Below are 18563 nucleotides of genomic sequence, written 5' to 3' on the forward strand. Positions count from 1 at the left end.
TTGTGATAATGTTAGGTGATTTCCTTAATCTTTATATTTTTAAGGCCACTAAAATGCTTAAAATTTTCAGGCATAAAGTAAGCTAGCGTCTCGTTTACGAAACGGTAGCCTTGTTCACTCGGCGCAATTTTTTGATCTTTTAAGCTAATTAAACCCGCTTGCTCAACTTGTCTTAAAACATCACTAATCTGGTTTAATGCTAAACCTGTTGTCTCAAAAAACAGACTTTGCGGAACACCCTGTTTCAGTCGCATTACATTCATCATAAATTCAAGTGGTAGTTCGTCTAGCGTGAGTTCTCTCTGTCGATCGATAATTGGTTTTTCTGAGTTTAAGTAGTCTTTAGGGCTGCGCCGTTTACTAATACGCGTAATGCTATTTTTGTCTGCACGGGTTATTTTTCCGTGTGCACCAGCGCCAATTCCGAGATAGTCACCAAACTGCCAGTAGTTTAAATTATGTTGTGAGCGGTAGTTTCCTCCTCGACTATAAGCAGACACTTCGTACTGCTGATAATCATTTTGGGCGAGCAGCTCAATGCCTGCATCTGCCATATCGCAAATTAGCTCGTCTTCTGGAAGTGTCGGAGGCTGATTATAAAATAATGTGTTTGGCTCTAGAGTAAGTTGGTACCAAGAAATATGCTCGGGTTGTAGTGCAATAGCTTGATTTAAGTCTTGCATTGCTTGAGCTAATGTCTGCTGAGGAAGTGCATACATTAAATCTACATTGATATTTTTAAAGCCAGCATTGCGTGCAATTTGAAAAGCTTTTTCTGCTTCATTCGCGCTGTGAATACGCCCCAAAGTTGATAAATACTTGTCATTAAAGCTTTGTACGCCTATTGATATTCGGTTGATGCCCGCAGCAAAAAATCCGGCAAATTTTTCTGCTTCTACAGTACCTGGATTAGCTTCCATGGAGATTTCTATATCGGCGTAAAATGGTAACAGTGCTCTAATTCCACTTAACAGCCGCTCATAGCTTTCTGGCGCAAGTAGGCTAGGTGTGCCGCCGCCAATAAAAATGCTACTGAGTTGGCGCCCCCACACAGAGGGCATTTCTGATTCTAAATCAAATAATAGCCGGTCTATATACTCGCGTTCAGGGATGCTTTGTTTTAGGGTGTGAGAGTTAAAGTCACAATAAGGACATTTTTGAACACACCAAGGCGTATGAATGTAAAGTGCGAGTGGCGGAAGCGTGGTGATTGGCATATTCTTTAAAAGCTCTCAGATCGGTCAGCGGAATTAAATAGTAACAACGAGCTTAAGCATACAATTGGCTAAAAGAAGCTTGAAATTGCGCTAAGGCTTTGCCTCTGTGGCTGACACTCATTTTTTCCAAAGCAGTTAATTGCGCGGCAGAACGCTTTAACTTTGGGCAATAAAAAATTGGGTCGTAGCCAAAACCGCCATCACCGACTTTCTCGGTTAAGATTGAACCCTCCCAACTTGCTTGGCAAATTATCGGTGTGGGATCTTGAGAATGTCTTAAATAAACAATGACACATTGATACCTTGCTTTGCGCTCGGCTTCGGTCGCGGTTTGCATTTGTGTAAGCAGTTTTTGTAAGTTGTCTTCGTCACTTGCTTTTTCGCCTGCAAAGCGTGCCGAATAAATGCCAGGCTGTCCATTTAAAAAGTCGACTTCAATGCCAGAGTCATCTGCAATACAAGGTAACCCGGTTTGCTGGCACGCACTACGCGCTTTTTTTAGCGCGTTTTCAACAAAAGTTAAGCCATCCTCTATTGCCTCTGTTACTGAAAACTCAGCTTGCGAGCGGAGTGTTATTGGAAACTCAGCCAAAATTTGAGTGAGCTCTTTGAGCTTTTTTTGGTTGCCACTAGCGAGAACTATTTGGCTGGGCTTTTGTGGGATTGGCATGGTATTGCTATCTCATGTGTTTGGGCTAGTAAAAGTTTACTCAGCACGTTCTATATAAAGCGCCTGTTTAAACTGCAGCGGAATTAAGCGACCGTTTTTCTCTGGCTGAATTTGCAAATCGAAGGTAACTTTTTCTGCGTTATTAAAGGTATAGGTCGCAATATAATAAATTGCTTTGTCTTCTTTAATTTCTTTAAAGGCCAATTCTTTTAATTGGCCAGTTAAATTTTTACCGTGGCCAAAAATATTTGCGATAACCGCTTGGTCGTTCTTTTTCACTGCAATGTTAACCAAACCAATGCGACCGCTGCGTTTAATGCCATATTGAGCCGCAACACTCGGCGGTATTAGCGAAGTATTGACAGCACTATAATAAATCGTGACATCATTAATTTTAAACTCGTTTGCGGCGGGAGAACTAAACGGGAGCCCTAAAAGCCCAAGCATTAATAATAGCTGCGATAACTTGGCTAAAATATGAAGGTGCAATTTCATTGTTCGCTCCTTAAAAAAGGGAATAGTGTTAATGCTTGAAGTTGGTTGGTATTTTAACGCGATCTAGGGGGTATTGACAAAGAGTATAGTGGAGAGGGCGGGTTGCAGAGGTTTGTTTGCCGTGTTTAATCGAGGTTGACCACCCATTAATTGACCTCTTTATTAGGCAAGACTAGGTTTCTAAGTTTCGGCAAAGTCGCCTAGCAACGCTAGCAGATAATAGTATTAGCTGTAACACACTGATTTGATTGTGATATTTTTAGAAGTTTATGTAATCCACTCATTATTAGCAACTAGATAGTTTTCTACTTTTAACTGCTGCTAATTAATGGGGGGGGTTACAGGCGTAAATAATTTTATCGTATTGATTATGTTCGTGAAGATTGAGAAATAGTGGCGGGTGTCCCGGTAATCTACGACAGTTTAGCAATGGCATCCATATGGCTCCCAAGATACTCGAGCCAAGATGCTCTTTGCTCTATATAAGATTTAAGAAGTAGAAACAGAACAGTTAATACGATAAATATTAGCACCAAAGTCCAAGAATTATTATCGTTGAATAGACTAGACAAATAGCGAACCGTGAGTAAGCCCGCAGCCAGTAATGCAATCATTGAAGAACAAAAATTGGACCAGAATTTCAATGCGCCAACTTTTGGTTTAAGCAGTAATGACCATAACTCTGCTCTTTCAGACAGGCTTGCTTCGTTTGAATTTAGTTTATTCTGGATAATGGCTCTTATATCGTTGGCTTCTTTAATATCATTGTTCAGAGTTGCGCCAATTGCTTCTTTTCCTCTAAATAACTCTCTACACAGAGTAAAAAATCCAAATTTTTCACGCATGTATTTTTTTAAAAATTTTCGTTCTAATAATTCTTCCATTGAATATCCTTCAATTATCCAGAGTTCTCAATTTGCTCTAACACTCAATTCAGACGCGTGCCTTTTGCGTCTTTATGTAATTTCTGGTTAACACCTTTTCTCTCAACATAACCTACAATTGTTAGAGAAGCAATTATGGGTGGCAATTCAATCAATAATGAACTCAAAATGCTCGGTTCAACAATATAATGATGGAATCCTATTGCTATAATTCCTGCAACCATTCCTAAGTAAGTTTTTCGATAATCATCAAGGCTATCTTTGTTAGCAGATAAAAACTCTACAAGATCAATAGCAGCCATTAAACCGAAGTAGCCTAAAATGATTGGCACAAACATATACACCACCGAAAAGTCACCTTCGAACATGGGCATAAAGACTAGACCCGGAACCCAAAGAGTTGCTCCCCACAACATCAATATCATCGGCCCGTATACTGGAGTTGCAAGTGCATAAGTTAAAAGTCTTCGCATCTTAGTAGTGTTAATGAACAATGAAAAAAGGGACATCTATTTTTATACCTGCTTTATATTACAACACCACACCATAACTTTAAAGCACCCTAGTCTGCGATGTTCAAAATTCTTTCCAGAGAATTTATCTTCACCACATAAAAATGCGCGCCTAACACAACGAGAGATACAGTGGTAATAAATGGTTGAAGCTAAATCAATTATTGAATTGCGAGCGCGAGTCATCGTTGAAATCCCTTCTAGTTTGATATCCTTTTAAACCAAACTAATAAAAACTCGCGCCGCCGTCAAATTTATCTTGAGATGTTTTTTGAAAAAGTTGTGGGTGTCCTCTTTTTTTCCAAGTATAAAGTCCTCTTTTTCTTCCCCATTGTTTCCAACCTTTGCTGGCCTTCTTTGTTTCATAATATAATAAGGACACCCATTTTTATTTCTGCCTAATACTACAATACCTCAGCATAATTTCAAAGCGTACGCCTCGGCTTTAGGCGTAAATAATTTTATCGTATTGATTATGTTCGTGATGATTGAGAAATAGTGATGGGTGTCCCGGTAATTTTTCGTTAAGTTTCCATTCGTCGTACATACAACCAGATTCACCACAGCTATTATTCGGTGAATTTTGAACTCGAATAAGCTCTCCAGCCACTACAAAATGGCTTAAAAGTAATAAGAATAATGCGATGATGTTCTTCATAGTTTTACAGTTAACGCTAAGCTTTGGGGCCGTAGTGAAGCGCAGCGGAACGAAGGTCCCAGCCGCGTTTTTTGCGGCGACAAGAGCGCATTGTTATGTGCTTGGCCCAAATTTATCGCGAAGCCTGGGTGTAATTGCAGTGACGTAAGCTAATAAAAGTGAAGTAAAAGCACTAAAATATAATAGATCTACAGTAGTTATACCCCAATACTCTGTTTCAATCCTGGGCACTAAAAACGAGGCTATATAGGCAAAAACCGAATAAGCAACCAGGCTTAACTCATGCCGTTTTAACCCAGATAAATCTAACTTTCCTATGGAAGGTAAAGATAGTAACAGCCTAACCCAAAGTGGCTTTTCTATAAATTCATTGTTCATATTTTTCATTGCATATAGCTCCTGTTCAAGTGAGTCGACATTGGTTTCAAATGTCGCCGCCAGAGCTCTAAGCGATGCGTAACTAACTCGATGACCAGCCTCTACTCGCTGAATTGTGCGAAGGCTCAAACCAGTTTCCTGAGCCAATTGCTCTTGGGATAGCTCAGCATTTTGCCTAAGTTGTCTAATTAGCATGTTAATCTCCGGTTGCGACGCGCTAAATATAGAGAGTTTTCCAATCTGTCGGTGACGACAGTACCCGTCAATTCACCTGACAATTGCAAAAAATCGTGAAATTCGGGATTTGTTGCACATAGCTATTTAGCATTTATGTTGAATATCAGTCGGTTCAATATAAATGCCTGTTGGAGTGTGCCGCGCTGGCACAGAAGTTAATACTTTATTAATGGGTTTTGTTAGCTAAGTGAGAAGGACGATTGAACCGTGTTAGGCGGGCTATTCGTTTTTGCTTCCTTTCTTGGCGAATTTATTCCATCAATAATGTCTATTAGGAAATAATAAGGACACCCATTTTTATTTCTGCCTAATACTACAATACCTCAGCATAATTTCAAAGCGTACGCCTCGGCTTTAGGCGTAAATAATTTTATCGTATTGATTATGTTCGTGATGATTGAGAAATAGTGGTGTCCCGGTATTTTGCACTATGCCTCAGCCAAGCTGATAAAGGTATTACGAGTTGATGAAATATGTTTTAGCTAAAGAAATAATCGCTGACTCGCAGAAAGCCCTTTCACTAATTTTCTTTCAGCGACATCCATAAAGTGTGTAATAGCACTGGGAGAGCCAATGACACTGAGTTGCGATAAGTCATCTTTTTGTTTCATTAACGAAACAAACTCATCAGCATGGAGATTAAGACGATTTAGTATTGGCGGTGTATCGCTTTCAATATAACCCCGTTTAGTGGGAACTATCGCACGACCTAGCCAGTCTACTAGCTCGATATAATCTTGCTGGGTTACATTAATTGCATTTTTATGTTTTTGCTTTGATTGGGTGAGTTTAAGCAGAGGTATTGTAGTTTTTATTTTAGTTTTTAATTGTTGTTTGATTCGCTGTTGAATAGAGGTGAAGTCAGAGTTTTCTGGCGTCTTAGCCATTTTCGCTCGGATGGGATTTAAATCGACATAGCCCATTGCGGTTATGACAGCGGCTTCATCTAACAGTGGTTGAGATTTGAAGCGTCCTTCCCAGAACCGGCCTTTGCAATCATCCTCTTTGTTTGCTTCTCTGGCCAGATATTCATTTAAACCGCGCATAAACCAAGAGATATCCATCAGTCGCTCTCGCCATTCTTGAATCATGTCTTGAGCTACTTCAGCGATACCTTGCGCTTGTGGATTTTTAATATACTGCTGTACCACAGGCGGAATTTTATAGAGTCGCTTCCAGCGCCGAATAACATTGGCCTCACTCCAGCCTTTGGCTTTGTCGTCATCGACTCTAAGCACAAGATGATAGTGGTTTGACATAATAGCGTAACTCGCCACTTCAATGGCGAATGAATCTAATTGATAGGCTATTCGTTCAACTATCCAACTTCTTCGATGCTCAAAACTCTTTCCAGAAAACTTATCTTCGCCACATAAAAATGCGCGTCTAACACAACGAGAGATACAGTGGTAATAAGTGGTTGAAGCTAAATCAATTATTGAATTGCGAGCGCGAGTCATCGTTGAAATCCCTTCTAGTTCGATATCCTTTTAAGCCAAACTAATAAAAACTCGCGCCGCCGTCAAATTTATCTTGAGATGTTTTTGGAAAAAATTATGGGTGGAAAAAATTATGGGTGTCCCTTTATTTGTTATCCCTTTATTTGTTAGTTTTCGTGTGCCGCTACGGGTTAAAATTTTAGCTGTAGAGAAACACCTAATTCACTTGCGTTTGGGTATTTTCTGTAACTTGGGGTGATTACTAATCTACTTAAGTTAAATGCATACCCAACACTTACTCTGGCTCCAGCCTCACTGCCATCCTCTGAAGATTCACTAGATAAACCAAATCCAAATTGTAATCGCCCTACTGGATAGTAATGAGCACCGATAAACGTATTGGTTCTATCATCCTTGTCTTTGTATGTATATTGGTCGTAATTTGCCGCTACCCCCCAGCTATCTGATAGTTGGTATTCATATGTAATTCCTGAAATAGATTCAGTGGTCGAACCCAAAGTTATATTACCCGCATATACTCCAATAGCATGTTCGTTAGCCATTACTTGAGAATGATTAAACATAGAAGACGCTGCTACTATTGTTACTAAAAATATTTTTTGCATTTTAATTTGTTACCTTGATTGTTTGTTGTCTATTTTAACGTTTCATGTTTGCAGAGAGGAGTCTTTTACTCCGAATCTGCAACACATGCTGGTTAAAACCTTTCATTGATTGTTGCAATCTTTATTTGGAACAATTTTATTCACTTTGTTTATGACCAGCTCTGTAAGCAATTCGGTACCATTCAAGGCCTTATATACTAAACGACCATCTACTTCGACATAAACGGACTTATTTCCATCTGGCGCATGTTCTTGATAAATTTTATCAAGTTGTTCAGTTATACCCCATGTAAGTAGATATTCTTTTTGGCTTTCACAATCAACAAACCAGCGCCATTCAACAAGATCGGATTTATAAACTCCCTGTAACGTAACTAGCTTATTTTGAGGCACTTGTGGCTTTAAATAGAAATAGCCAAACATAAATATCAATAAGACAGCTAGCGTTAGTACAAAATTTTGAATTGTTTGATTCATAGTTTTAACCATTTAGCATTTATGTTGAACATCAGTCCGTTCAATATAAATGCCTGTTGGACTGTGCCGCGCTGGCACAGAAGTTAATACTTTATTAATGGGTTTTGTTAGCTAAGTGAGAAGGCCGATTGAACCGTGTGAGGCGGGCTATTCGTTTTTGCATCCTTTCTTGGCGTATTTATTCCATCAATAATGTCTATTTATGCTGCCTAAGATGCCATGTTTTTTGTGTGAGTGCAAGCGAGCCCCCACAGAAGTTAACTGCGTCTAAAAACGCGTGAATAAAAAAGGACAGCCATAGCTTTATAACAAAGCGTAAGTCGGGTTAATTGTAGATACGGGGAGACGAAGGAGCCCCGGCAGCTTACTATCAAGGGGGAACCATATTTTTTGATTCAACCTTCGCGTCGGCTTTTGCTTTTGTGAGTATCGGGCTATTTGTACCGAGTTGTCAGGTTGCGTTTGTGCAGCTATATCGCTTCTTTAGGCTTTTTACATTTTCTAAAGCTCTTAAACCATTGTTATAAGCTTGCTGAAAGTATGCATGTATAGGTAAGATTTATTGGTTTGTGCAAACAAGGCATAATGAAATTCTATTCAAAACGCCTAGTCTGTATTTTTGTTGGTTAGTGTCCTGCCCTAGACATTCGCACGATATTGCTCTTCTCGTTGAGTGGCTTTTTGCTCTCTAGTGACTCAATAAAGTCTAAAGCGGTTTTATTTTCCATTTCAACTTCGTCAATTAGGCGGTTTAGGCCTTTAATTTTTCCTTCAAGGTTTGAGCGCGATTTATTTAGCTCGCTCAACTCAACTCGATGCTGAGAGATAAGCTGTTGTTGAACCTTAAGTTGCTGAGTTAAAGGATGGATCACGTTTTGTGTCCAGCTGACGAGATCATTGCGAACGTGCTGAAAAAACTCTAAAACTTCAGTCACTGTACCTGAGAAAAAGCGTCTTACCGCTAAACTATGCTCGGTAAAGGTTGTTGATAAGTTTTTATCGAGGCGCTTAGACTGTTTAATGATTTGTTCTAACTCTCTTGAAAGCTTTTTAGCTGGGAAAAGTTTAGGTTCTAGCAAATGCATATCAAAATCGTCGGCAAACTTTTTATACAGCGAAATCGCCATTTTGTTGGTGAGTTCAGCCTCACGCGTAAGCTCTTTCATAATGGTGTTTACTGCAATATAAAATTGGCGCATGTTGCTAAACAAGCCAATCGTTGTTTTTGAATTAACCAGTTCATTCAGGGTTAACTCGACTTCTTTTGAAAGAACTTTTGAGCCGATGGTAGATAATAGTATCTGAGTTTGACGCTCTAACAAACGCTGACTTGGTCGAATGGCGTGTAGGCGGTGCTCAAAAACTTTTAAGTCAGCTCGGTTTGATTCGATTAGCTCGCTAACTTTTTCTTTGCTTGCGCCTTTTAATGACTCTAACTCCAGTTTTTGTGTTTGTAGTTTGTCACTTTTATTATTAAGTAACTGCATTGCATCTTTAATTAAGTTAGTCGCATTTTCAATTACTGTTTCGGTAATATAGTTTTCTTTATTTTCAAGTAAACTCACAGAAAGTACGTGCTCAAGTTCTGCTATTTGACTCTTTATAAGCAGTGACTTGTCATTTTTAACTCGTGCGACTAAAGCTTTTTGTGCCGATACTGGTAGCACTTGAGCTGGCGCAATTTGGAGTTGCCGCGCAGTAGTGCTCACCATACGCTTGAGGGCTTTATCTATTTTTTTACGACTAGATAACTCGTCCCATAAGGTGTCTATTTTATTAAGCACAGCAAATAGACCGAGTTGGTTGCCCTGATCAATGCTTTGTATATAATTTTCCCAAATTGCCATATCACTTGCAGTCACACCGGTGTCAGCGCCAAGTAAAAATACTATGGCTTGAACTTGGGGGAGTAGCTTTAAAGTCAGTTCTGGTTCACTACCTAAGGCATTGAGTCCTGGTGTGTCTAAAATACACAAGCCGCGCTTAAGTAACGGATGGGGAAAACTGACTTGTGCATGTCGCCATGCAGGGATTTCTACTAACGATTCGTCATTCTCGCTTGGCTCAAGCATGTCTTCGTCAAAACCTAATGCGAGCGCTTCTTCTTTGCTGACATCTTTGGTTTGGGTGATCGTATGCAATGCTAAGGTCATTTCTTGAGCTGAGCCTGTCATTAGTGGTACTTCTGTCCACTGACTTGGCATACGTCGAAAATCGGAAAGCGTGGTGGAGTCCAATCGAGTTTCAATGGGTAGTAAACGTAAATAAGGTCTGTTTTCTTTGCGATCAAAAAATATTTCGGTGGGGCACATGGTGGTGCGACCGGCTTCCGAAGGCAAAATGCGTTGCCCATATTCTGAGAAAAATAACGAATTAATTAGCTCTGTTTTACCCCGAGAAAACTCGCCGACAAAAGCTAAAGTTAAGTATTCGCTTTTTAGTGATTCTTGCAGTGAGTAAAGCCTGTCATCAACAGATTGATCAAAAAGCTGATTACGACGTAACCATAGACGAAAACGACTTAAACTACGGCCAATGTCCGCTTTCCACTCATCAAATGAGTCAATATTTTGAGAGAATTCTTGTGACATAGGGCTTCACATCTTTAGTTTATCAACTTAATTACCGCTGACTGTTTTAAGCATTAAAAAGCTTAACCAGAAAGAACCAAGAGCAATAGACTAAAGCTGGGTAACCCCTGTCTCTTAAAAAGAGCCGGTAGCTTTTTAGTTTAGAAAATGCTCAGCTAGGCTGATTGTAGCAGAAAACCTAGGTAAATCCGCAACCTAGGCCTCAAATTTAGGGTTGTTTCTAGATTAAAGGGGGGTTTTATAGCTTTAAAGGGAGATAATTGATAAGAAGTATCGCAAAATGAGTTTATTGGGTGGGTGCTAAGTAATTGATTTATATGGAAAGGCTAAGTTGAGTAACCAAGTAGCTCACAAAGAGATAAGCCACTTGGTAATATTAACGTTACTAAACAATAAGTGGGTAAAGATAGTAAGTTAGGCTGCTTTTAAGAAAAAACAAAAGCGCTAGCGCTATCATGGGTGAGAGGTCGAGCCCTCCCATAGGCGGAAGCAGCGCTCTAAATTTTGCTAAAAAGGGCTCGGTAAGTTGTTGAATTACACTGGCGAGCGGATTGTAACCGCCAGGAGAAACCCAGCTAATAATGACATTGCCAATAATTAAAATAATATATAGTCCAATAAGAGCGCTTAACATATCAATTAGCGAATAAAGCAAGGCGGTTACTGGGTTGGAAATACCCATTCCGCTGATTAGCTGAATAAGAAAAATTTTGGCACAGGTTACTAGCCAGGCTAAAACCAGCGTTGAAAAATCGATTCCCGCAAATCCTGGAATAACCCGGCGCAAGGGTTTTATCAGTGGATCGGTGGCTTTTATCACAAATTGCGACAGTGGGTTGTAAAAGTCTGCTCGAAAGTACTGAAGCAAAAAGCGAAGCAAAATGATGCTGACATAAAAGCCAATCAGCATTGAAAACAGTTGAGCAAATGGGTTCATCCAAGCGTCCTTTATATAATTGAGTTAATCTTGTTTATTTACTTTTTAGCCAGCTCCAAGCTCTTCGCCTCGCCGAATGGCCGCAGTCACAGCTGATTTTACAATGGCTTCAAAGTTGTCTCCAATTAAACTGTTAATTGCTGCAGCAGTAGTTCCGCCTGGCGAGGTCACTTCTTTACGTAGCTGCTCTAAGGATTTTGCTGGAGTTTCTTGAGCCAATTGTGCCGTGCCTAAAAAAGCTTGAGTAACTAATGCTTTTGCCGTGCTTTGCGACAGGCCACAGGCGATGGCTTGTTCAACCATGGATTGCATCATAAGAAACACATACGCCGGAGAGCTTCCGGCAATTGCCGTTACCGTATTAATATCTGACTCATTTTCTACCCAGGCACTTTTGCCTACAGAGCCGAAAATCGCTTCTGCTTGCGCCTTTTGTTGGCTTGAGACTTTAGCATTTGCATACAGGCCAGTTGCGCCAGAACCTATCAGTGCGGGCGTGTTAGGCATAGCTCGAATAACCGCAATATCTTGCTCGAAAGCGTTCGCGATTTTATCTGCTGGAAAACCAGCGGCCACTGAAATCACTAACTTGGTACGCATATCGATATGGGCCAGCGGGCGGCACACTTCGAGCATTTTTTGGGGTTTTACAGCGAGTACCACGATATCGGCAAATTCTACTGCTTGCTGGTTATTGTGGGTTGTTGGCATTGGGTAGTGCTCAAGCAGAAGATTTAACTTGCCTTGGCTGGGATTACTTCCCATAACTGAATTGACTGGCCAACCTGACTTGAGCATGCCTAAAATAATGGCTCTTGCCATGTTTCCACAACCTATAAATGCGACTTTAGGCTGCGCTTTAAGTTGATTTGATACTGATTTGGTTGATTGCTGGCTAGTTTGCTCAGAATTCATAAATGATTAGTTCCTCTAGGGCCAAAAATGGTTGTTCCCACTCTGACCATTGTTGAATGGTTAAAGATTGCTGCTTTTATATCGCCGCTCATTCCCATTGATAAGGTGTCTAAATGAGCATTGCTTTGTTTTAGCGTGTCAAAGGTTGCTTTTACTTGGCTAAACCTTTGCATTTGTCGTTCAAAATCTGTCTCGGCCGGTGGAATAACCATGATTCCACGTACTTTTATATTGGGGAGCCTTGTGGCAATTGCAAGTAGTTGGTGTAATTGTTCTAGACTAGCGCCTTGTTTTTGTGGCTCATTAAATAGGTTAGCTTGTAGGCAAACATTAATGGGGGCTAGGTGTGCCGGTCGCTGGTCATTTAAGCGTTTTAATATTTTTTCTCTATCGACACTCTGTACCCAGTGAAAATGTGCTGCAATTAACTTCGTTTTATTACTTTGAATTGGGCCAATAAAATGCCAAGTAATTGGCAAGTGACTGAGGGAATTTACTTTGCTGACGGCTTCTTGAATATAGCTTTCACCAAAATCTGTGATACCGCTCTCAAAGGCTGCTTGAATTGAACTTATAGGATGTGTTTTACTTACCGCCAATAATCTGACGTTTTCAGGCGGGCGAGCACATTCTTGGCAGAATAGTTCGATATTTGCTCTAACTTGTTGAATTTGATCTGCTATAGTCATAAGAGCTTTGCGTTATGTGGCCTTGGCATGAAGGATTGCTTAATATTTGACTGCTTTTCAGACAATTATTTTATTTCCTTCAATCAAAAAAACGTAAAAGTATCAATCAATTAAAAGATCCGCTAGTATTTTAGCATCTAAAAAAAAGAAATGTTGGAGTATTCTTCCTATGGATATCACCGAGTTACTCGCTTTCAGTGTAAAAAATAAAGCGTCAGATTTACATTTATCGGCCGGATTACCGCCGATGATTCGTGTCGATGGCGACGTCAGACGCATCAACGTACCACCTATGGATCATAAAATGGTGCATAGCTTGGTGTACGATATTATGAACGATAAACAGCGTAAAGATTTTGAAGAGTTTTACGAAACTGACTTTTCATTCTCGTTGCCTGGCATTGCTCGCTTCCGTGTTAATGCGTTTAATCAAAATCGTGGTGCAGCGGCGGTGTTTCGTACCATTCCTTCACAAGTACTTACCCTAGAAGAGCTTGGCGCGCCTAATGCGTTTAAAGAAATGTGTATGCACCCTAGAGGTTTGGTGCTAGTGACAGGACCTACCGGGTCGGGTAAAAGTACGACTTTGGCCGCCATGATTGATTATATTAATGACAATCATTATGGGCATATATTAACAATTGAAGATCCAATAGAATTTGTACATGAAAGTAAGAAATGCTTAATTAACCAGCGTGAAGTCCACCGTGATACTTTAGGGTTTAGTGAAGCATTACGCTCGGCATTACGTGAAGATCCCGATATTGTACTGGTTGGTGAGATGCGTGATTTAGAAACTATTCGACTAGCGCTTACAGCAGCAGAAACCGGGCATTTGGTATTTGGTACATTACATACTTCGAGCGCCGCTAAAACAATCGACCGAATTGTTGATGTTTTCCCTGCTGCGGAAAAAGATATGACACGCTCAATGCTTTCTGAGTCATTACAGGCTGTTATTTCTCAAACATTACTTAAAAAGAACGGTGGCGGCCGAGTTGCAGCACATGAAATTATGATTGGTACTCCTGCAATCAGAAACCTGATACGAGAAGACAAAGTCGCACAAATGTATAGTGCCATTCAAACCGGCCTTGGGGTAGGCATGCAAACACTCGATCAGTGTTTAAAAGATTTGTTGGCCAAAGGACTTATTAGCCGACAAGATGCTCGAGATAAGGCGAAAAATAAAGAAGAGTTTTAATTAATATATTTGAAGAAGTTTTTACTATGTATAATCAACACAATATCAAAAGTTTATTGAGCGGAGCGGTTAGTAATGGATTTTGAAGGCTTGTTAAAGCTAATGGTCACTAAAAAAGCGTCTGATCTATTTATTACTGCTGGGGTGCCGCCGAGTATTAAAATTCACGGTAAAGTTATGCCAGTAACGCAACGTGCTCTTACTCCTGAAAAAGCAAGAGAAGTTGTGTTAAGTGTTATGAATGAAGAGCAGCGCCGAGATTTTGCTCGGGTCCATGAATGTAATTTTGCGATTAGTGCTGCCGGAATTGGCCGTTTTCGTGTGAGTGCTTTTCAACAGCGTAACCATGTGGGTATGGTGCTGCGTAGAATTGAAACCACCATTCCTACCATTGAAGAACTGCGGTTACCTAATATACTAAAAAAACTGTCTTTAACTAAACGTGGTTTAGTGGTTTTTGTTGGTGCAACCGGCACTGGTAAGTCGACTTCTTTAGCTTCCATGATTGGTTATCGTAATCGATCAACTACTGGGCATATTATTTCAATCGAAGATCCCATTGAGTTTGTTCATAATCATGATAAATGTATTATTACGCAACGCGAAGTGGGTTTAGACACAGAATCATTTGATGTTGCTTTAAAAAACACCTTAAGACAAGCGCCTGACGTTATTTTAATTGGTGAAGTACGTACTGCAGAAACGATGGACTATGCGGTAGCATTTGCGGAAACTGGTCATTTGTGTATGTGTACCTTGCATGCGAATAACGCAAACCAAGCACTTGATCGTATATTACATTTCTTTCCAAAAGAAAAACACAACCAAGTGTTAATGGATCTTTCTTTAAACTTAAAAGCCATTGTGGCTCAACAATTAATACCTACACCCGATGGTAAAGGTCGTCGCCCTGCAATTGAAATTATGATTAACACACCGTTGCTTTCAGATCATATTCGTAAAGGCGAATTGCATTTGCTAAAAGACTTAATGGGCAAATCAAATGAACAAGGAATGCAAACTTTTGACCAAAGCTTATTCCGGTTATTTAAGTCGGGTGAAATTACTTACGAAGATGCTCTGCATCATGCTGATTCACCAAACGATCTGCGCTTAATGATTAAGTTAGACTCTTCCGAAAATGAAGGTCAAGCAATCGGTAGTGAGTTAGGTGGCATGTCACTGGAAGAACAAGATCCTCGATAATTAAAAAGGGTATTTAAAAGGGGTGTTTAAAAAGTAGAATACCCTTTTTATTAATAATTTTAATGTGCCTTTGTGTTAGCGCTTTAGTTATGCTTTGAGCTGCACTTTGACCTAGAGCCTGCAACATGTCGACAACCTTATTAATTGCCTTAGTTTTACATTTATTCATTGCGCTGTTCGGGCGCTATTTTATTCAATTACCTAAAAATATTTGGCTATTATTTTATGCCCAGCCTCTTGCTATGTCTTCCTCATCCATGGTGGTATTTGCCGGCGGCATTGTTGCTGCAAAAATAGCGCCGTCACCTGAGCTGGCTACCTTGCCACTAACTCTAATGATTTTAGGAACCGCTGTAGCGGTTATTCCTGCCAGCATGCTAATGAAAAAGTTGGGAAGACGCATTGGAACACTTTGCGGATTGTTTGTTGCCATTGTGGGTGCAGTTTGGTGCTCGGCAGCGGCTTATTATAGTGCTTTTTACTGGCTTGTTGGCGGTTCGGTGTTACTTGGGTTTAGTATGGCGTTTGTCGCTCAAATGCGGTTTGCTGCAATGGAAAGTTTAGCAGATTTAAAGGATTCACCTACAGCTATTGCGGTGTTAATGGTAGGCGGAATGTTTGCCGCGATTTTAGGCCCAGAAGTCGCTGTTGTTGCTAAAGACTGGATAGTTTCTTCAAATGGATTTGCAGGCTCTTTTGCTGGTTTGGCGGTTATGTTAATTATGGCAGCTATAACAATCGCTTTATTGGATCCCATTGGAGTTAAAGAAAATCCCGCTGACGCTAACCCTCGGCCACTTAAAGCTATTGTCGCGCAACCTATTTTTATCATTGCGCTGTGCGCCGGTGCGATAGGCTATTCGGTGATGAGCTACGTGATGACAGCGACACCTCTCAGCATGCACAATATAGAAGGGCATAGTTTAGAGTCGACTAAATGGGTTATTCAAAGTCACATCATTGCAATGTATTTACCTAGCCTTTTTTCAGCTTTACTGATCCGATATTTAGGAATTGCTAAACTACTTATAATAGGGTGCGTTATTTATATTGGTGTGGTGTTTGTCGCTTTAGCAGGCAAACACATCATGCACTATTGGTGGGCATTAGTGTTGTTGGGTATTGGCTGGAACTTTTTATTTACTAGCGGAACGCTTTTGTTACCTCAAGCTTACCAACCTAATGAGCGTTTTAAAGCGCAAGCATTAAATGACTTTAGTATTTTTATCGTGCAGGCGCTCGGTTCGCTTTCTGCTGGAGTGATTTTATTTAGTCATAGCTGGGAACAGTTAATTAGCATTGCGATACCCGCAATATTGGTTATGTTTGGCGTTAGTATTTGGTATGTGCTGTTATTAAAAAAGCCAACCTCGCAATTAGAGAGTTGATTAAAACAAGAAATATTACATTCTATTAATTGAACTTGATCTAGCAAAGCGTTAGAAAGAAGTGGATTAGAAAAACAACGAGAAGATTTCATGTTAAAGATAAAAATAATTACCTTAAGTTTATTGGGGTTGCTGTTAGTTTCATCGTTTTCAATTCAAGGTGCTGAGAAAGCAGATACTAGAGCTGAATTTATTAGAGAAAACTATACTAAGTTTGAATACCAAATTCCCATGCGCGATGGAGTGAAGTTATTCACATCGGTTTATTTACCCAATGATCGTACTCAAAAATATCCTATTATGATGAACCGAACACCTTATAGGGTCGCACCTTACGGCGTTAGTCAATATAAAAAGCGACTGGGTCCGAGTGAGTCGTTTGAGCAAGAAAAATTTATATTTGTGCATCAAGATGTTCGCGGGAAATTTATGTCTGAAGGAGAATTTGTCAACATGCGGCCGCAAGATGCCTATAAAAAAGGTAAAAACGCAGTTGATGATGCAACCGACACTTTTGATAGCATAGAGTGGCTAACCAAAAATCTCCCTAATAATAATGGCAAAGTCGGCATGTGGGGGACATCTTACCCTGGCTACTATACATCGGTTGCAGCTATTAATAGTCACAAAGCGCTTAAAGCGATTTCACCACAAGCGCCTATTGCGGATTGGTTTTTTGATGACTTTCATCGTAATGGCGCTTTTGTGATTCCCATGGCTTTCATATTTTTTGATACTTTTGACCAGCAACGAGAAGAGTTGCATGCACACTGGCCAGAAGCAATGAAGAAGCAGACAGTTGACGGCTATGATTTTTTTAAAAAGCTAGGGCCGCTGTCTAATGTTAATGAAAAATATTTTAAGGGAGAAAGACCATTTTGGAATGAGATTATTCAGCATCCTAATTATGATGACTACTGGAAAGCACGCAATGTGTTGCCTCATTTAAAAAATGTAAAACCTGCAACGCTTGTGGTGGGTGGTTGGTACGATACAGAGGATCTTTATGGCCCCTTAGAAACTTACCAAACGATGTCACGCAAAAACCAGCGCGAGCACATTAAGTTGGTCATGGGGCCTTGGTCACATGGTCAGTGGAATAGAGGAAAAGGTGATAGTTTAGGTGAAGCTAATTTTGGCTTTAGTACCAGTAAGTGGTTTCAAGAAGAGATTCAACTACCATTCTTTTTATATTACTTAAAAGGCAAGGGAAAGCCGCAAATTGCTCAGGCTACCATGTTTGAAACCGGCGCCAATCGGTGGCGACACTTTTCGCAGTGGCCGCCTAAAGTTTCTCAGTCTAAAACGCTGTATTTCTCCAAAGGTGACAAGCTAGTTGAGGAGCAAGAATTATTAGCAGGCCAAAGTGATTTTGTCAGTGATCCGAATAGCCCAGTACCACATTCAGCAAAAATTGGCCGAGGTTGGGACAAAGAATATATGGTTGAAGATCAGCGCTTTGCTGCTCGTAGGCCTGATGTATTGGTTTTTGAAACCGAACCTTTAGCCGCGGATTTAACTTTAGCTGGTGCAATAAACGTCGATTTAACGGTATCAACAACCGAGACAGCTGCAGATTTTGTAGTCAAACTTGTAGATGTTTTTCCAGAGCAAGATAGCAACACGAACAAAGTAAATAGTGTTAATGGAAATCGCCATGAACTAGTTCGTTGGGGCGTTATGCGCGGTCGCTTTAGAGAAAGTATGAGTAAGCCGATACCTTTTGTTGCTAATCAACCCACTCAAGTTAAGTTTGAACTATACGATGTACTGCATACCATCAAGAAAGGGCATAAGTTGCAAATTCAAGTACAGAGTAGTTTATTTCCGTTTTTAGATTTGAACCCTCAGCGCTATGTCGCTAATATTTTTGAAGCAAAGGCTGAAGATTTTGTCAAAGCAACTCACACGGTTTATCACAATCAACAAAATCAAAGCAAAATTGAATTTAAGATTATTGAATAGTAAGCATTATCTTGGAGCGTAAATTTGCGCTCCAAGCTCATCAGGCAAAAACTTTAACTAAGTAATTAAATCGGT

Annotated in this window: 18 protein-coding genes and 1 pseudogene; 4 read left to right on the plus strand and 15 right to left on the minus strand. The window is 40.1% G+C overall.

The features are described from left to right. Positions 1 to 11 precede the first annotated feature (11 nt). The 15 genes and pseudogenes from hemW to ACUR5C_RS02745 form a co-directional block, all read right to left on the minus strand. Positions 12 to 1217, minus strand: a complete 1206-nt coding sequence (gene hemW, locus ACUR5C_RS02675) for a radical SAM family heme chaperone HemW (RefSeq protein ID WP_454466810.1) — start codon at positions 1215 to 1217, stop codon at positions 12 to 14. A gap of 52 nt (positions 1218 to 1269) precedes the next feature. Further along, positions 1270 to 1887 carry an RdgB/HAM1 family non-canonical purine NTP pyrophosphatase gene (gene rdgB / locus ACUR5C_RS02680; RefSeq protein WP_454466811.1) on the minus strand — a complete coding sequence of 206 codons (618 nt, stop codon included), beginning with the start codon at positions 1885 to 1887 and terminating at the stop codon, positions 1270 to 1272. Between the two features lie 36 nt (positions 1888 to 1923). Continuing rightward, positions 1924 to 2382: a DUF4426 domain-containing protein gene (locus ACUR5C_RS02685; protein ID WP_454466812.1), complete on the minus strand. Its 459-nt coding sequence runs from the start codon at positions 2380 to 2382 to the stop codon at positions 1924 to 1926. Between the two features lie 413 nt (positions 2383 to 2795). Beyond that, the gene (locus ACUR5C_RS02690) at positions 2796 to 3266 is read right to left on the minus strand and encodes a hypothetical protein (protein ID WP_454466813.1); all 471 of its coding nucleotides are present in this window, start codon (positions 3264 to 3266) and stop codon (positions 2796 to 2798) included. A 44-nt stretch (positions 3267 to 3310) separates the two neighbouring features. Then, a complete protein-coding gene (locus ACUR5C_RS02695; RefSeq protein ID WP_454466814.1) occupies positions 3311 to 3739 on the minus strand; it encodes a hypothetical protein in 429 nt (142 codons plus the stop codon). Between the two features lie 93 nt (positions 3740 to 3832). After that, positions 3833 to 3964 (minus strand): annotated as a pseudogene (locus tag ACUR5C_RS02700) (transposase); the annotation flags it as partial. Between the two features lie 259 nt (positions 3965 to 4223). Beyond that, the gene (locus tag ACUR5C_RS02705; RefSeq protein ID WP_454466815.1) at positions 4224 to 4436 is read right to left on the minus strand and encodes a hypothetical protein; all 213 of its coding nucleotides are present in this window, start codon (positions 4434 to 4436) and stop codon (positions 4224 to 4226) included. A gap of 93 nt (positions 4437 to 4529) precedes the next feature. Beyond that, the gene (locus ACUR5C_RS02710; RefSeq protein ID WP_454466816.1) at positions 4530 to 5009 is read right to left on the minus strand and encodes a helix-turn-helix domain-containing protein; all 480 of its coding nucleotides are present in this window, start codon (positions 5007 to 5009) and stop codon (positions 4530 to 4532) included. Between the two features lie 524 nt (positions 5010 to 5533). After that, positions 5534 to 6511 carry a transposase gene (locus ACUR5C_RS02715; RefSeq protein WP_454466817.1) on the minus strand — a complete coding sequence of 326 codons (978 nt, stop codon included), beginning with the start codon at positions 6509 to 6511 and terminating at the stop codon, positions 5534 to 5536. Positions 6512 to 6681: 170 nt separating this feature from the next. Continuing rightward, positions 6682 to 7116: a hypothetical protein gene (locus ACUR5C_RS02720; RefSeq protein ID WP_454466818.1), complete on the minus strand. Its 435-nt coding sequence runs from the start codon at positions 7114 to 7116 to the stop codon at positions 6682 to 6684. A 102-nt stretch (positions 7117 to 7218) separates the two neighbouring features. Further along, a complete protein-coding gene (locus ACUR5C_RS02725) occupies positions 7219 to 7593 on the minus strand; it encodes a hypothetical protein (RefSeq protein ID WP_454466819.1) in 375 nt (124 codons plus the stop codon). A 626-nt stretch (positions 7594 to 8219) separates the two neighbouring features. Next, entirely contained in the window at positions 8220 to 10184 is a 1965-nt protein-coding gene (locus ACUR5C_RS02730) for a dynamin family protein (RefSeq protein ID WP_454466820.1), read from the minus strand. Between the two features lie 385 nt (positions 10185 to 10569). Next, a complete protein-coding gene (locus ACUR5C_RS02735) occupies positions 10570 to 11121 on the minus strand; it encodes a YggT family protein (RefSeq protein ID WP_454466821.1) in 552 nt (183 codons plus the stop codon). 45 nt (positions 11122 to 11166) lie between these two features. Next, a complete protein-coding gene (proC, locus tag ACUR5C_RS02740) occupies positions 11167 to 12036 on the minus strand; it encodes a pyrroline-5-carboxylate reductase (protein WP_454466822.1) in 870 nt (289 codons plus the stop codon). Continuing rightward, positions 12033 to 12725, minus strand: coding sequence for a YggS family pyridoxal phosphate-dependent enzyme (locus tag ACUR5C_RS02745; protein ID WP_454466823.1), 693 nt, complete (start codon positions 12723 to 12725; stop codon positions 12033 to 12035). Before ACUR5C_RS02745 ends, proC begins: the two co-directional genes overlap by 4 nt. 169 nt (positions 12726 to 12894) lie before the next feature. Here ACUR5C_RS02745 and ACUR5C_RS02750 point away from each other — a divergent pair, with 169 nt between their 5' ends. The 4 genes from ACUR5C_RS02750 to ACUR5C_RS02765 all read left to right on the plus strand — a co-directional run bounded on the left by ACUR5C_RS02750 (position 12895) and on the right by ACUR5C_RS02765 (position 18488). Next, positions 12895 to 13929 carry a type IV pilus twitching motility protein PilT gene (locus ACUR5C_RS02750; protein WP_454466824.1) on the plus strand — a complete coding sequence of 345 codons (1035 nt, stop codon included), beginning with the start codon at positions 12895 to 12897 and terminating at the stop codon, positions 13927 to 13929. Positions 13930 to 14004: 75 nt separating this feature from the next. After that, positions 14005 to 15135, plus strand: coding sequence for a PilT/PilU family type 4a pilus ATPase (locus ACUR5C_RS02755; RefSeq protein ID WP_454466825.1), 1131 nt, complete (start codon positions 14005 to 14007; stop codon positions 15133 to 15135). 125 nt (positions 15136 to 15260) lie between these two features. Continuing rightward, the gene (locus tag ACUR5C_RS02760; RefSeq protein ID WP_454466826.1) at positions 15261 to 16523 is read left to right on the plus strand and encodes an MFS transporter; all 1263 of its coding nucleotides are present in this window, start codon (positions 15261 to 15263) and stop codon (positions 16521 to 16523) included. Positions 16524 to 16613: 90 nt separating this feature from the next. Continuing rightward, on the plus strand, positions 16614 to 18488 hold the full coding sequence (locus ACUR5C_RS02765; protein WP_454466827.1) for a CocE/NonD family hydrolase: 1875 nt from the start codon (positions 16614 to 16616) through the stop codon (positions 18486 to 18488). Positions 18489 to 18563: the final 75 nt, after the last annotated feature.

It is taken from the genome of Aliikangiella aequoris (genome assembly GCF_053709105.1).